At 31.7% G+C, this 15,407-nt stretch carries 15 protein-coding genes and 1 riboswitch; of the genes, 12 read left to right on the top strand and 3 right to left on the bottom strand.

The genetic code is table 11. The features are described from left to right. The first annotated feature begins 26 nt into the window (after positions 1-26). The 5 genes from ACZ2G2_RS14085 to ACZ2G2_RS14065 all read left to right on the top strand — a co-directional run bounded on the left by ACZ2G2_RS14085 (position 27) and on the right by ACZ2G2_RS14065 (position 4,063). Complete coding sequence (locus tag ACZ2G2_RS14085) at positions 27-977, top strand: YHYH protein (protein WP_470392860.1); 951 nt, start codon at positions 27-29, stop codon at positions 975-977. A gap of 46 nt (positions 978-1,023) precedes the next feature. Beyond that, entirely contained in the window at positions 1,024-2,061 is a 1,038-nt protein-coding gene (locus ACZ2G2_RS14080) for a sensor histidine kinase (protein WP_470392858.1), read from the top strand. Between the two features lie 3 nt (positions 2,062-2,064). Then, positions 2,065-2,793 (top strand): LytR/AlgR family response regulator transcription factor, encoded by a 729-nt coding sequence (locus ACZ2G2_RS14075; protein WP_470392856.1) that lies wholly within the window; start codon positions 2,065-2,067, stop codon positions 2,791-2,793. A 135-nt stretch (positions 2,794-2,928) separates the two neighbouring features. Beyond that, complete coding sequence (locus tag ACZ2G2_RS14070) at positions 2,929-3,228, top strand: hypothetical protein (protein ID WP_470392854.1); 300 nt, start codon at positions 2,929-2,931, stop codon at positions 3,226-3,228. 244 nt (positions 3,229-3,472) lie between these two features. After that, the gene (locus tag ACZ2G2_RS14065; protein WP_470392852.1) at positions 3,473-4,063 is read left to right on the top strand and encodes a DUF6515 family protein; all 591 of its coding nucleotides are present in this window, start codon (positions 3,473-3,475) and stop codon (positions 4,061-4,063) included. An 81-nt stretch (positions 4,064-4,144) separates the two neighbouring features. Here ACZ2G2_RS14065 and ACZ2G2_RS14060 read toward each other — a convergent pair whose 3' ends face one another. Together ACZ2G2_RS14060 and ACZ2G2_RS14055 are read right to left on the bottom strand one after the other, a co-directional pair. Beyond that, the gene (locus ACZ2G2_RS14060) at positions 4,145-5,446 is read right to left on the bottom strand and encodes a Na+/H+ antiporter NhaC family protein (RefSeq protein ID WP_470392851.1); all 1,302 of its coding nucleotides are present in this window, start codon (positions 5,444-5,446) and stop codon (positions 4,145-4,147) included. A 50-nt stretch (positions 5,447-5,496) separates the two neighbouring features. After that, a riboswitch (SAM-I-IV-variant riboswitch) is annotated at positions 5,497-5,594 on the bottom strand. A gap of 149 nt (positions 5,595-5,743) precedes the next feature. Further along, complete coding sequence (locus tag ACZ2G2_RS14055) at positions 5,744-6,391, bottom strand: hypothetical protein (protein WP_470392849.1); 648 nt, start codon at positions 6,389-6,391, stop codon at positions 5,744-5,746. A gap of 520 nt (positions 6,392-6,911) precedes the next feature. Here ACZ2G2_RS14055 and ACZ2G2_RS14050 point away from each other — a divergent pair. Then, positions 6,912-9,338 (top strand): tail fiber domain-containing protein, encoded by a 2,427-nt coding sequence (locus ACZ2G2_RS14050; protein ID WP_470392847.1) that lies wholly within the window; start codon positions 6,912-6,914, stop codon positions 9,336-9,338. On the opposite strand, the gene ACZ2G2_RS14045 is transcribed toward ACZ2G2_RS14050, so the two are convergent. Next, positions 9,339-10,235 carry an AraC family transcriptional regulator gene (locus ACZ2G2_RS14045; protein ID WP_470392845.1) on the bottom strand — a complete coding sequence of 299 codons (897 nt, stop codon included), beginning with the start codon at positions 10,233-10,235 and terminating at the stop codon, positions 9,339-9,341. A 186-nt stretch (positions 10,236-10,421) separates the two neighbouring features. Between ACZ2G2_RS14045 and ACZ2G2_RS14040 the strand changes: the two genes are divergently transcribed. The 6 genes from ACZ2G2_RS14040 to ACZ2G2_RS14015 all read left to right on the top strand — a co-directional run bounded on the left by ACZ2G2_RS14040 (position 10,422) and on the right by ACZ2G2_RS14015 (position 15,373). Continuing rightward, entirely contained in the window at positions 10,422-10,694 is a 273-nt protein-coding gene (locus tag ACZ2G2_RS14040; protein ID WP_470392843.1) for a putative quinol monooxygenase, read from the top strand. A gap of 109 nt (positions 10,695-10,803) precedes the next feature. Further along, positions 10,804-12,312, top strand: coding sequence for a BCCT family transporter (locus ACZ2G2_RS14035; RefSeq protein WP_470392841.1), 1,509 nt, complete (start codon positions 10,804-10,806; stop codon positions 12,310-12,312). Between the two features lie 51 nt (positions 12,313-12,363). Next, positions 12,364-12,993, top strand: a complete 630-nt coding sequence (locus ACZ2G2_RS14030; protein ID WP_470392839.1) for an alpha-ketoglutarate-dependent dioxygenase AlkB family protein — start codon at positions 12,364-12,366, stop codon at positions 12,991-12,993. A 214-nt stretch (positions 12,994-13,207) separates the two neighbouring features. After that, positions 13,208-13,867 carry an oxygen-insensitive NAD(P)H nitroreductase gene (nfsB, locus tag ACZ2G2_RS14025; RefSeq protein ID WP_470392838.1) on the top strand — a complete coding sequence of 220 codons (660 nt, stop codon included), beginning with the start codon at positions 13,208-13,210 and terminating at the stop codon, positions 13,865-13,867. A gap of 23 nt (positions 13,868-13,890) precedes the next feature. Beyond that, the gene (locus tag ACZ2G2_RS14020) at positions 13,891-14,898 is read left to right on the top strand and encodes a zinc-binding alcohol dehydrogenase family protein (RefSeq protein ID WP_470392837.1); all 1,008 of its coding nucleotides are present in this window, start codon (positions 13,891-13,893) and stop codon (positions 14,896-14,898) included. A gap of 1 nt (position 14,899) precedes the next feature. Further along, a complete protein-coding gene (locus ACZ2G2_RS14015; protein ID WP_470392835.1) occupies positions 14,900-15,373 on the top strand; it encodes a cupin domain-containing protein in 474 nt (157 codons plus the stop codon). Positions 15,374-15,407: the final 34 nt, after the last annotated feature.

Raw genomic sequence — 15,407 nt, 5'->3', positions numbered from 1 at the left:
CTAACTCATTAATAAAACGGAAAAACATGAAAACCAGCAAACATTTAAAACCATTTTTACTTTTAGTAATCACCATTGTATTGGCGTCCTGTAAATCAGATAAAAACACAGAGTTAATTAAGGTTGTTTCAGTAAATCCAGATTATTTTATAGCAGATAATATTATTGGAAAAATTACTCAGGAAACTGTAGAACTAGACGGAACACCAACATTATGCTATGTATTTAAAACCAATTCAAGACCATCGGAACATCAAATGGGACCTTGGTGTCCAAGACATATTGATGATGCTAAAGAAAAAGGAGGTATTTGGTTTGAAGATGGAAAAGTCTATGATGTAGATGGTCATTTTATTGCAGAATTAGCCGAGTTTTATAAAGATGATGAATGGAAAGTGTTTAGAGAAGATGGTAGCGTAAAGTATACCGCTACACAAGAAGAATGCGAAGGAGCAGCAAAGCCAGATGTGGAAGAAGCCTATCAAAATTATTGTGTAGAGTGTTTACCTAAATATTATAAAGACCAAGTAACAACGTATACTATTCCGGTTACACCAGTTTATACAAATAATGAACAACGCTTTAGAAGAGGTGCGATTGGTGTCGCTTTTAATGGTGTTAATTTTGATCCGCCAGCACCAACAGAAGCTATATTGGCTGCACATACTATTGCGCCTTTAGATGATCAAGGAGGACATGTAAATCCGCATGGAGGCTACCATTATCATGCAGCTACAGGATTTACTAAAGAAGTAAATCAAGGAGATGTGCACGCACCAATGTTAGGGTATGCTATTGATGGTTTTGGTATTTATGCACTTTTAGACGAAAATGACCATAAACCAACAGGCCTAGATGATTGTGGAGGTCATGAAGACGAAACTAGAGGTTATCATTATCATGCTGGAGAACCAGGAGGGAATCAAGTAATAAAATGTCTAAATGGTGTTGCAGGAAATGCAATTGTACAGGAGTAAATAGACCTTTTTGTAACAAAAGAATAGTAAAATTAAATTAAAGTTAATGTACAAGAATAAAAACATAACCATCTTTTTACATCTACTAGTTTGGCTAACATTAGTCAGTTTGCCTTACTTGTTATCTTATAGTCAAGATCAAGAATTAGATAGAGTTAAAGCACATTTTTGGATTCCTTTGTTCTTTTCTGCAATTATCTTTTACTTCAACTACTTTGTGTTGATAGATCGTTTTTTGTTTCCTAAAAAAACGTTGTTTTTTATAGTAATAAATATTGCATTGATAGGATTGTTCTTGTTTTTAAAAGAATATATTGAAGATAACTACTTTCAAGATATTTTAAAAAAGCGTCTCGCAAATACCGAGAGAACAGAGCCTCCATTTAAAATGGCGGTATATATTCAATTGTTATCTTATTTAGCACCTTTGTTTTTTTCAGTAGCATTAAAATCAACAAAACGTTGGGCTAAAACAGAAGCAGAACGTAAGGAAGCAGCTAATTTTAAATTGAAGTCGGAGTTACAGCATTTGCATTATCAATTGCAACCACATTTCTTTTTTAATTCGTTAAATAACATTTATTCTTTAGTTGATATTTCGCCAGATCAAGCAAAATCTTCGATTCACAGTTTAAGTAAGTTAATGCGTTATATGCTGTATGAGACTAATTTAGAAGTGGTTCCGCTTAGTAAAGAAATCGATTTTCTTAAAAAGTATATTGATTTAATGACCTTAAGAGTATCGGATAAAACGACTGTTAATTATAGTTTCCCTTCCGGGGAAACAGGTATACAAATAGCACCTTTATTATTTATTTCATTAATCGAAAATGCTTTTAAACATGGTGTTTCGGCGACTAAACCAAGTACTATTGATATTAACATGACTTGTGATGATAATACTGTTTTGTTTTCAGTTGAAAACCATAATTTCCCAAAGAAAACTGACGATAAAAGTGGCTCTGGTATAGGACTTCAGAATTTAGAAAAGCGCTTAGAATTATTGTATTCGGATAAATTCAACTTTAAAACCATTTTAAAAGATGACCGCTTTTTAGTCACTTTAAAAATTGAAACCAATTAAATTATGAGCAATATAAAAATATCGTGTGTTATTGTGGACGATGAGCCGATGGCTTTAAATTTAGTAGAAAGCTATGTCGAGAAAACACCTTTTTTAGAACTAAAACAAAAGTGTAGTAGTGCTATTGAAGCGATGGAGTTTATAAAAAATGAACCTGTTGATTTATTGTTTTTAGACATACAAATGCCAGATTTAACAGGTATTGAGTTTTCTAAAATGTTACCAAAAGAAACACGTGTAGTTTTTACAACTGCTTTTGATCAATATGCTTTAGAAGGTTTTAAAGTAGAAGCCTTAGATTATTTATTAAAACCTTTTGATTATGCTGAGTTTCTAGCAGCAGCCAATAAAGCAAATCATTATTTCTCGTTGTTAAAAGGAAAACCACAAAACGAAGTTTCCGAAGTAAAAGAATTTCTTTTTGTAAAATCCGAATACAAACAATTACGAATTAAGCTGTCTGATGTCTTATATTTTGAAGGCCTGAAGGATTATATTAAAATTTGGTTAAAGGATAACCCGAAGCCTATTTTAACCTTAATGAGCTTAAAATCTTTGCAAGAAGAACTCCCACAAACTCAATTTTTACGTGTGCACCGTTCTTTTATTGTATCATTAAAAAACATTGAAGTTATTGAACGTAGTCAAATTATTATCAATGATCAACGTATTACGGTTTCTGAGCAGTATAAGCCTGCTTTTTTAGAATTTGTGAATAATAACTCGCTATAAATACATACTATTTATTGTTTCGTCTATAAAATCATGTATTTAATAGATTACTAAATAGCACACGTCTATTATTTAGTAGAATATTTAAAGGTGTAACTACCTTTACTGAAACATAAAATAAGATAAATTAAAATCATGAAAAAAATAGCACTAACATTAGCAATTACAGTAAGTTTATTTAGTTGTAATGGCGTTAAAAACGTAAACACATCAAATATTGCAAATGCAGCAACATTATTAAGTTCATTAAGTTCTAATTCTACTGTACAGCAAATTTCAAGCCTTTTTAGTTTGTTAGATGCTAACAAGGATGAAGCTATAAGTTCTACAGAAGCTATTGGTACTGTGTCAGAAAACTTTAATGTTTTAGATACAGATAGTAACTCAAGTTTAAATCTTACTGAATTAACAGGTTTATTGGGTTTATTGAAATAATATTTTTTTAGAATTAGTTTAAAATGAAGGTGTACTTAATTGTATACCTTTTTTTTGGTCCAAAGACTAAGGGATTTCTATAAATTAAGATAGGAGTTATCAATAGAATAATCTAGTTGGTAGATAGAATGTACGAGTTGGTCTATTTATGTTTTTTAGAAGGTTTATTGCTTGTACTTTTAAACTATTAATACAAAATAGAGTCAAAGTATTATGTAACGTTTAATCTTAAAAACTTAAAATTATGAAAACATTAATTAAAACATACGTCGTCCCATTCGCTTTTTTAATAGCAATAACAACTCATGTGTCTGCACAAACTAAACGCAGCACTAAAGAGAAAACAGTAACCACAACAACTACAAAAAGAAGCACCGTTAATAGTAGAGTGCCAAGTACTAAAGTGACTTACAAAACACAAAAACGTAAAGTAGCCTCGGTTAGAACAGTACCAAATAGAACTGTTGTTAAACATAAAGGACAAAACTATTATTACGCTAATAATAAGTATTATACACAGTCTAGAGGTCGCTATATTGTTATTGCACCAAAGGTTGGTTTTAGAATAAAAGTATTACCTACAAATTATAAGCGAGTACGTTTTATTAGTCACAATTATTATAATGCGCATGGTATATTTTACACACAAGTAAATAACGAATATGAGGTTGTTGATCCAGAAGTTGGAACTGTAGTATATGAGCTTCCTGAAGATTACGAAAAAGTGGTAATTAATAACGAGACGTTTTATGAATATGCTAATATTCTATACGAGAAAGTACAGATAGATGGTACTAGAGCTTATGAAGTAGTAGGTGTTATTGAAATGAATTAAGAATTGGTTTGGTAGATTAGTGGTTAAGGAGGATAATCTTAGGGTTATCCTCCTTTTTAGCTTAAAAAAATCTTTTAACACTTACTTTAATCGTAATGGTTTAAAGCTTATAAATATCAATGTGTAGATTAGTAAAAGCAATAGATACCATGTGTTAGCCACTAAATCTAAATAATTAATTTTTCCATTAGTTAAGCTTAAAATCATTAATACTTGAGCACCATAAGGTAAGAGTCCTTGAGTAATACAGGCAAAAATATCCAATATTGAAGCTGTTTTTGTGTTGTCTAAATCATACTCGTCATTTATTGTTTTTGCAATTGGACCAGCAATAATAATGGATACGGTGTTATTTGCAATTGCTAGGTTAATGGTGCTAACTAATGCAGCAATACCAAACTGAGCTGACGTTTTACTTTTGATTAATGTTTTTATTTTAATTAGGATATATTCAATCCCTCCGTTTTTAGAAACTAAAGCAGCTAAACCTCCTGTTAATAAAGAAAGTAAGAAAATTTCGGTCATACTAGTAAAGCCGGTATAAGCAATTTTAGTAGATTCAATTAATGTGAAATCACCATAAATAATCCCTAAAAGACCTCCCGAAATTACACCTAAAAGTAGTGTAACAAATACATTTACACCTATTATAGAAAGTGTGATAACTAGTAAGTAGGGAAGTATCTTGATTACAGAATAACTATAAACGGTAGTGTCTTCCAAGTTAGATTCTAATCCTAAACCTTGTATGATCAATATGACAATAGTAAATAGGGCAGCAGGGAGCGCAATTTTTATGTTTTGCTTAAACTTGTCACTCATTTTAACACCTAAGGATTGTGTGGCAGCAATAGTTGTATCAGAGATTACAGATAAGTTGTCTCCAAACATACTTCCTCCTAATAATGCACCGCATAAAATACCAAGATCAGCACTGCTTTTATCCGCAAAACCAATGACTATTGGAGCTAAAGCGACAATGGCACCAACGGAAGTTCCGGTAGAAACAGATAAAAAGGCTGCGATTATAAAAACACCAAAATAAATGTATTGAATCGCTATAAAATCAAGGCCTAAATTAACAATTGCATCAACACTACCTGTCGCTTTGGTAATAGTTGCAAATGCACCAGCTAAAAGATAGATTAAACACATGGTAAGTATTTTGTCATCACCGCAACCTTTTAGTAACGTTTTAATTTTGGAATTTACAGACTGTCTAAACATTAAAAAAGCAACGATAATTCCTACTATAACAGCTATTGGAGCTGGAAGTGCATAAAAATCGTTTTGATAAATACCAACGCCTAGAAACGTGAATACAAATACGAATAGTGGTATTAATGCTGATAATTTGGGAATGATTTTTTTTGAATTTGCCATTTTACTTTATTCATTTTAAAAAGGAATAAACAAGCAAGTAATAAGAAAGATGTGTTAACATTTGTTCCAATTAATGGCTTATCTATTTAGCACCTTGCTTGTTATTGCAGGTTGCTATCTCCTTTTATTGAGATTCTTGATAATTAATTTAAGTCGGCAAATTTAGGATATATAAGTATACCTGTTTCTTAAAAAATGTTAATTGTTAGAGTTTACAATTTTCTCTAAATCGAAGTGTCGACAAAGAGTATGCAAGTGGTTTATAATAAGTTGTTTAAAAGCGGTAAGCAGTAGTATTTAAAAATATTTTCTTTTGACGTCTTTAGTGTCTATTACTTTAGTTGTTGAAATAAATCTCATAAAAAGATAAAGTGACATGTAATGACAAATAAGGATTAAAACCGTAAACGTCTGGTTGTATAAAAAGTACTCGTTTATAGGAGATAAGCCTAAGTTAAATATGGTGGCAACACCTGAAGCTAATAAAACAGTACCATTAGAGTAGTTATCACTAATATAAATCATGGCAAATGTGGCTGCATAAATAAACAAACACAATGCACAAATAAACACATAAATTAAATTTGAATTAGGGATTTGCCCTATTAGCAAATCCACGACCGCGTATATAATATAACCAACAAGGAAAAAACCAATAATAACAGATAACGATAGAAAAGATTTTAATCTACTTTTTACTAAATACTTTTTAAGTATCAGTGTAAATAAAATTAAATAACCTGATGTTAAAAGGCTGATAGCGTTAAAGTATTTATTAAAAGAATAAAAGCTTAAAATATTTAGTCCTAAAAAAGCAAGTAATGCCAATAAAAACAAGGGGTCTGCTTTCTTTTTGGTAACACTCAAGTATTTTGCAATTATGGCTAAGATGACTACCGGAGCAATATAAATCATGTTTTTTTTAACCGTAAGGGTAATACTCATGGTTATAGCCGTAAAAAAAGCAACAAAAAAAAGAATATCAAAAACATTGTTCTTTTTTAAAAAGTGAAATGTGCTAATTTTTTTAATTGTCATTAATTGTAGGTTAGTAGACTTTGGTTCAATAAATATAAAAAATAGTTTGATTAAAAGGGGGTAAACTAATTTAGATTTAATCTATAATATAGTTTTGTTTAACCGAATAAAAATCTATCCTGCATTAAAAACACAGTTAAAAAGCATTATAAACACCTGTTTTGTAGGGTTATTCGTGATAATTAAATCATAAATGTTATATTTTTACTATTCAAACACGTTAAACAGAATTTTTGATTTTAAGTTATTCATCTGTTTAAATTATTAGCATACAGAATTATACATAAAATATTTAATTTCTATAATTCATGGAAATTCGGATATATGCATTAAAAAATATGTTAAAATACGTTCCTTCATAAATATAATCGACAAACTACAAGTATAATCGTCTAAATTTGCATCGCCCAAATTAAAGTTGCTATAAATGAAATACTTACGCTTACTATTATTTTTCTGTACAATAAATTCTTTTTCTCAAGTAGGGATTAATACAACAACACCTGATGCATCAGCTATTTTAGATGTAACTAGTACTGATAAGGGATTATTGATTCCTAGAGTTAATTTAACGTCCTCCGCTGATACAACTACAATAACATCGCCAGTAGCTAGCTTGTTAGTCTATAATACTGCTACTATTGCGGATGTCATTCCTGGGTATTTTTATTGGAGTGGTACGGAGTGGTTGCAATTAGCAACTGCAAAAACAACAGGCACTGATTGGAATATTTTAGGGAATTCTGGAACAAATGAATCCGTAAATTTTATAGGAACTACAGACGATCAAAATGTTATTTTTAAACGAAATAGCATACAAGCAGGTTTATTAGATTCTAATAATGTCTCATTTGGGGTTAATGGTTTACCGCTTAGTACTTCAGGAGCTGAGAATGCTAGTTTTGGTGTAAATGCGATGTCTTCAAATACGTCAGGGGGACAAAATACGGCTATTGGCCAAAACGCTTTAAGGGACAATTTAATAGGAAGTAGTAATACAGCGGTTGGTTACAATACGCTTATTGCTAATACAGCGAGTTCTAATACAGCTCTGGGATCTAGTTCACTGGTTAATAACACGTCTGGTTCAGGTAATACAGCAGTCGGGTCATTAACTCTAAATCAAAACACTATTGGAGCTAACAACACAGCATTAGGTATGCAATCACTAACTAAAAACACAACAGGAACTAATAATACTGCAACGGGGATTTTTTCTTTATTTGATAATACAACAGGAACACATAACACAGCAAGTGGGTCAGAATCTTTAACTTTTAATACTAGTGGTGATTACAATACCGCTGTCGGTACTAATGCGCTGTATTCTAATAAGACTGCTAATGAAAATACTGCAGTTGGCGCAAACACGTTGTATTCTAATACTACCGGTGCGCACAACACTGCTTTGGGAGCAAATGCACTTAATGCAAATACAACAGCAAGTAACAATACTGCAGTGGGTGAAAAATCTCTTTTTATAAATACTTCGGGTAGTAGTAATACGTCTGTTGGAGTAAATGCAATGTCTTCAAATACAAGTGGAGCTTTTAACACCGCAAGTGGAGCAAATTCACTTTCTACTAATACAATAGGAGCTTATAATACGGCAATTGGTGCAAATTCATTAAGCGCTAATTTATCAGCCCATTATAATACTTCAACTGGTTACAACGCTATGGTATCTAATACCGCTGGAGGCGGAAATACTGCCAATGGCGCAAATGCTCTTTTTTCTAATTTAACAGGTGCAAGTAATACAGCTATGGGATATAATTCGCTTTATAGTAATCTTTCTGGGGTTAATAATACAGCGATAGGAAATACTTCTCTGAGAGATAATACTACTGGAGTTAATAATACAGGAGTAGGTACTAATGCACTTAGTAATAATATAGGAGGGAGTAGTAATACAGCTTTTGGTGTTAATTCAATGTTGTATAATACAACAGGTGCAAGTAATACTGCAAACGGATTAAATTCTCTTTTAGATAATGTTTCAGGAAGTTATAATGTTGCTATGGGACAATCAGCTCTGAGTAATAATACCGAAGGAAATTATAATATTAGTATTGGTATAAATAGTATGATAACTAATTTAACTGGGAATTATAATACAGCTACCGGTGGAGGGGCTATGGCTGGTAATACAACAGGTATTGGTAATATTGCATCAGGTTATAGTTCTCTTCCAAAGAACACTTCTGGAAACTATAATTCTGCAATAGGTTATATAGCCTTAAATTTAAGCACAACAGGAAATAACAATACTAGTTTAGGTTACCATTCTTCCAGAGTATTAACTACCGGAAGCGGTAATACAGCTGTTGGACACAGATCCTTAGACAATGTAACTACAGGAAGTAATAATATTGCAATAGGATACTTGTCTAATGTTCCTGACGGTGCGGCAGATAACCAAGTTAGAATTGGCGGTATTGCAATAACATATGCAGGAGTGCAAGTAGCATGGACGATAACCTCTGATAGACGTTGGAAAAACACCATTGAAGATTCAGATTTAGGACTAGATTTTATAAACAAATTACGTCCAGTATCTTACTTCAGGAATAATGACAAAAAGAATAAATTGGAGTATGGTTTTATAGCTCAGGAATTACAAGAAACATTAAAAAATAGTAGTTCAAAAATAAACGGAATTATTACAGAAGATACCGAAGGTATGCTAAGTGTAAGATATAACGATTTAATGGCGCCAATGGTAAAAGCTATTCAAGAACAAACAAAGGAAATTAAAGTGTTACAATCTGAAAATGAAGCTTTAAAGTTAAGACAAGAAGCTATGGAAAACGAGCTGAAAGAGATCAAAGACTTGTTATTAAATAAGAAATAATTAAGCTCTAATATTAGAAGCACAACTACCGCGTTTTAACAACATATACTCTCCATTATTTTTAAACTCACGTATTGATGTTCCAGCGTAGCGTTTAAACGTTTTAGATAAATGACTAACATCTGTAAACCCTAACTCGTCAGCAATTTGAGTTAATGTAAAATCAGAGTTTAGTAGTCTTATTTCTACTAATTTGAGCTTCGCTTTAATAATATATTCACGTAAAGGCATATTAACTTGTTTTTTAAAAAACTCGCTAACATAAGTTGGAGACATCATAAAGACATCGGACAGATTTTCCACTTTAAGTAACTCTGTTTTATCAATATTTTCATTAATATAAGTTAACATTTTTGTAATTCTATCATCCGAATTATTTTTAGGTAATTCAAAATAGCTACCTTTTTTTATGTTCCTAATTAGTATTTCAAGAATGCTAGTCATTAGGCTTGTCACAAGGTTTATAGATGATTCTCCGTAGTTTCTAGATTCTTGCAAAATCATACTGATTAAGCTTTCTAGGTGGTTTCTATCTACATCATTCTTAATAATATCTCCTGGTAATTGGTTGTAATTTGATAAGATATAAGAGGCTTCCTTAAACCATTCGTTTCTATCAATAGTAATGCGATTTATGTTTTTAAAGAATGAATCTGTAAATTTAAGAAACACAAATTGTGTAGGTTGCGCTATTGTAAATGAGTGGCATTTTAAAGGTGGTAATAAAAAGATGCTGCCTTTATTATAGGCGTGCTCGTTATAGTTAATACATTGCGTTCCTGTACCATTTTTAACTAAAACCAATTCAAAAAAGTTGTTTTTAACAGGACGTTGTTTCCAGTCTGTTAATTCTATTTCTTGTATTTCGAAAGGTTTAAAAGATTCAATTACTTGCATTTCTGTCTGATTGTTTACAATTTCTATTCAAATTTAGAAAAAAAAGAAATAACAACCTGATTTTTCATGCTTATAACCTTTATTTATACATTAATATCCATTTAAAGTACATTAAAAGAGGTCAATTCAATCATACCTTTGTATTGTATTTGAGACTAATCTTAAAACTATTTAAATATTTTACTCATGAAAAAATCGTATTTAACAATTGTAGCAAGAATTTTAGTAAAAGAGGAGCATAGAGCGTTTGTAAAAGCAGAGCTATTAAAACTTTTAGATGTGACTAGAGCAGAGGAAGGTAATATAAGTTATGATTTACATCAGGATAATGAGAATCCAAACTTTTTTATATTTCATGAAAAATGGGTTAATCGTGAGTTATGGCAAAAGCATATGGGTAATAAATATTTAGCGCATTATTTAAAAGTAACAGAAGTAAGGTTGACGAGTTTATTTTAAATGAAATGACAGAAACGGTAAATTAGAAAACCATACAGTTATAAATTATTTAATAGGGATTAGGATTTAAATTCTAATCCCTATTTTTGAATAAATCAAAACAGCTTTAATGTTAAAACACATCCAAAAACACTCCATTTTATCAATATCAATAAGTATCATATTTGCGTGTACATTGGTTGTGTTTTTTGCTACTGAAGCAAGTTATAATGCTATTGAAAGTGCTTCATTATGGGTGCGTAACTATTTTGGGTATTTTTATCTGTATTTAGGTTTTGGTTGTGTTTTGGCGCTTTTGTTAATTGCGTTTTCAAAATATGGACGAATAAAACTAGGAAAGCCATCGTCTAAACCAGAATACTCTTTATGGTCTTGGACGGCTATGCTTTATAGTGCAGGAATGGGATCTGGTATTTTATTAAGAGCAGTGCAAGAGCCTGTTTTTATGCAACAAAAGCCGCCTTTTACTTCTGGTTTATCTGCGCAAACTGTCGCTTTAGAGTTTACGTTTTACCAATGGGGACTTACAGCGTGGGCTTTTTATGGACTTTTTGCAGTAATTGTTGGTTACGCCTTGCACGTCAAGAAAAAGAAGGTAAGAATAAGCGCAACTATAGAAGACGATGTTAAAAACAAGACCTTAAAAAACAGTGTAGATGTTATAACTATTATAACGACTGTATTTGGTTTGGTGGCAGCAATCGGATTAGGAACAACCCAGATTAATGGTGGTTTAAATCATATTTCAAATCAAGATTTTGGACTAATAACTACAATTTTACTATGTGTGTTTATTTCTACTGTGGCTTGTTATTCTGCTTGGCAAGGTGTTAATAAAGGGATTAAAATATTCTCGAACTTAAATATCATTGTTACTTTTGCGATCTTGTTGTTTATCTTTTTTACTAGTGATGTAAAACAAATATTAATAGCATTTTTTACGTCTACATATCATTATATAATCGATTTTGTACCAATGAGTTTAGCGCTTGGCGATTATAATCCTGGTTTAGAATTCTTAACCGGTTGGACCTTTTACTATTGGGCCTTTTGGTTGGCTTGGGCACCATTTACAGGTATATTTATTGCGCGTATTTCTAAAGGTCGTACCATTAGACAACTGCTATTGGGTGTTTTAATCATTCCGTCTTTGGGGACTTTTTTCTGGTTTTCCGTTTTCGGAACCTCTGCCTTTCAATTAATAGAAGAATGGGGAACTTATAATAATGAATTTAGCAACGTATTTTCTTCCATTTTTGTATTCTTTGAACATTATCCGTTTGCGACATTTTTAAACATAACTTCAATTATATTATTGATCAGCTTTTTAATTACTTCTGTAGATTCGGCAGTATTTGTATTAAGTATGTTTACAGATAAAGGCGCTAAAAATCCAAGTAAAGCACATCGTGTTATCTGGTCTATTTTTATTTTATTAGCAACCATAGCTTTAGTACTGTTGGGTAATATTAAGGCAGATATCAATGTTTTAGAAGCAGTACAGCGTTTACTAATAATCACGTCGTTACCGTTCGCTTTTTTTATTATAATTATGTTGATTCTTTTTGTTAAAGACCTAAGGAAAAACAAAGCAATACCTAGTAAAATAGAGCAGTAATTACTGTAAGTTTTTAGCTCTTTTTTCGATTAATATATAAACAATAAAAGTATGGATGTGTTTAGTCAACCTAACTTATTTTCTACAGATCAAGTCGTAAAAACAGTATTTGATTTACCAGGTGCAGATGTTACTTTATTCGAAAATTTCTTCAGCATAGAAGAAAGTAATGCCTTATATACAAGTCTATTAAATAATACAACTTGGGAGCAGGACCAAATGGCTATTTATGGTAAGCAAATAGATTTACCTAGACTTACAGCATGGTATGGTGATACCGATTTAGAAGTTGCTTATGTTGGAAAAACAACAAAGTTACGTCCTTGGACTGCAGAATTAATTAAAATCAAGAAACGTATAGAACAGGAGGTCAATGTCAAGTTTACACGTTGCTTACTTAACTATTATCGCGACGGAAAGGATAGTGTAGATTGGCATCAGGATTATGAAGTCGGTAAACGTAAAAACACGGTAATTGGATCGGTAACTTTAGGAGCCACACGACCGTTTCAGTTAAAACACGCCACACGTAAGGATTTAAAACGTATCGAAATTCCGTTAGCCCATGGTAGCATGCTAATAATGCAAGGTGCTACACAAGAAAATTGGAAACACAAAATTCCTAAAACAGTAAAACCAATTTTACCAAGAATTAACTTAACCTTTAGATGGGTTCAGTAATTTTTTTTGGTATTAATAAAGGATTACGATGGTTTTAAAAGTATAAATGGTTGGCTATATTCGGGTTATTTCATAAAAATTAAGAAATATTTATGTTTTTTAAAGTCTAAAACCTCCATTTATACCTAATTCACCTTTTTTTATACTTCAATTTACCTGTGTACTGGTTTTATCTTTGTACATAACTAAAAATTAATCATTAAAACATATAAATATGAATTTAGAAGAAACACTAAACTGGAGATACACAACTAAAGAATTTGATACTACCAAAAAAATATCTGAATCGGATATGGCACAGGTTAAAAATTTATTAAGGATGAGTCCATCAAGTGTAAACCTTCAACCTTGGCACTTTATAGTTGCTGAAACTACAGAAGGTAAAGCACGTATGGCCAAAGGTACTAAAGGCTTTTTTCATTTTAATGAACCAAAAATAACGAATGCATCAGCAGTTGTACTGTTTTGTTCTAAAATTGATGCTGATGAAGACTATTTCAAGCACATAGCTGACATAGATGACAAAAATGGAAGGTTCCCAAATGAAGACATTAAAAATGGCTTTTTAGGGGCTGTAAAAGCATTTGCAGACATTCATAAATACGATTTAAAAGATTATCAACATTGGATGGAAAAGCAAGTATATCTAAACATTGGTAGCTTTTTATTAGGAGTAGCTAGTTTAGGTATTGATGCAACGCCAATGGAAGGTGTTGATGTTAAAGCTTTAGATGAAGAATTCGGGTTAAGAGCAAAAGGATTTACGTCTTTAGTAGCTGTTTCCTTAGGCTACAGAGCAGAATCTGATTTTAACTCAACAGAAAAAACACCAAAATCTAGATTACCACAAAGTGAAATTATCACTGAAATATAATTTATTAGAACGACATAAGTAAAATGAAAGCAATAGGATATAAAGAGAATCTTCCAATAGAAGATGTTAACTCATTACAAGACATAGAATTAAATACGCCAAAAGCTACTGGAAGAGATATTTTAGTAGAAATAAAAGCCATTTCTGTAAACCCTGCAGATTACAAAGTACGTGCAGGAATGCCAGTAGAAGGTGACGATTGGAAAGTTATTGGATGGGATGCTACAGGTATTGTAAAAGAAATTGGAGAGGATGTCTCTTTATTTAAAGTTGGTGATGAAGTTTGGTACGCAGGAGATTTTACACGTCAAGGAAGTTATGCGCAATACCAAATAGTAGACGAACGTATTGTTGGTAAAAAACCTTCAAGTTTATCTTTTCCTGAAGCTGCTGCTTTACCATTAACATCGCTTACTGCTTACGAAATGTTGTTCGATAGATTACAGGTTTCTAAAGACGATGCTAGCAAATCTATTTTAGTTATTGGTGCTGCTGGAGGTGTTGGCTCTATATTAGTGCAATTGGCTAAAAAGCTAACAAAACTGAATATTATTGGTACGGCTTCTCGCGAAGAAACTACAGATTGGTTAAAAGAATTAGGAGCAGATGCTGTAATAAATCACAGAAATAAATTAAGTGAAGAGTTTGAGAAGTACAATTTAGCTGCACCAGATTATATTGTGAGTTTAAATGCAACTGAACAGCATGCAGATGAGATTGTTAAAGTAATAAAACCACAAGGAAGATTTGGTTTTATTGACGACCCAAAAACGTTTAATATTATGCCGTTTAAATTAAAATCGGTTTCAACACATTGGGAATTTATGTTCACACGATCTATGTTTCAAACGGAAGATATGATAGAACAGCACAATATTTTAAACGAAGTTTCTGGTTTAATTGACAACGGAACGATTAAAACCACGTTAGGGGAAAATTTCGGAATTATCAATGCAGAAAACCTTCGTAAAGCACAAGCTTTCTTAGAAACAGGAAAAGCAAAAGGTAAAATAGTTTTAGAAGGATTTTAATATGAAATATAAATCAATTATAGCTGCATTAGCAGTAACAGCACTGTTTGTTGGTAATACTGCAAATGCGCAAGTAACAACTAAAGATTCTATAGCCACTTCAAAAGTGCAGCATTTCAATTTTGACGATATGCAATCTGAAACTATTGGAGAAGGGATCCAACGTAAATGGTTTCATGGTGAAAAAGGACAGATGACCATTTTTAATCTAGAAAAAGATGCACATATTCCTTGGCACCAGCATCCAAACGAACAGATTACATACATTATGTCTGGAAAAGTAAAAATCAAAACCATTATTGATGGTAAAGAAACGTTTGTAGAAGTTGGAGCAGGAGAAGTGATTGTGTTTCCTGAAAATGTACCGCATGAGTTTTGGGCTTTAGAAGAAACCGTAGATTTAGATGTGCATGTTCCTGTTCGTGAAGATTGGTTATCTAAAGAATTACCAGAGTATTTAAAAAAGAGCAAGTAAAACTTTAAAATATCGTCACTTCGAGTGAATTTTG

The sequence above is a fragment of the Olleya sp. KKT75 genome (assembly GCF_055635485.1).
The sequence above is the reverse complement of the archived record's forward strand: the minus strand, read 5'-3'. Positions and strand labels throughout refer to the sequence as shown.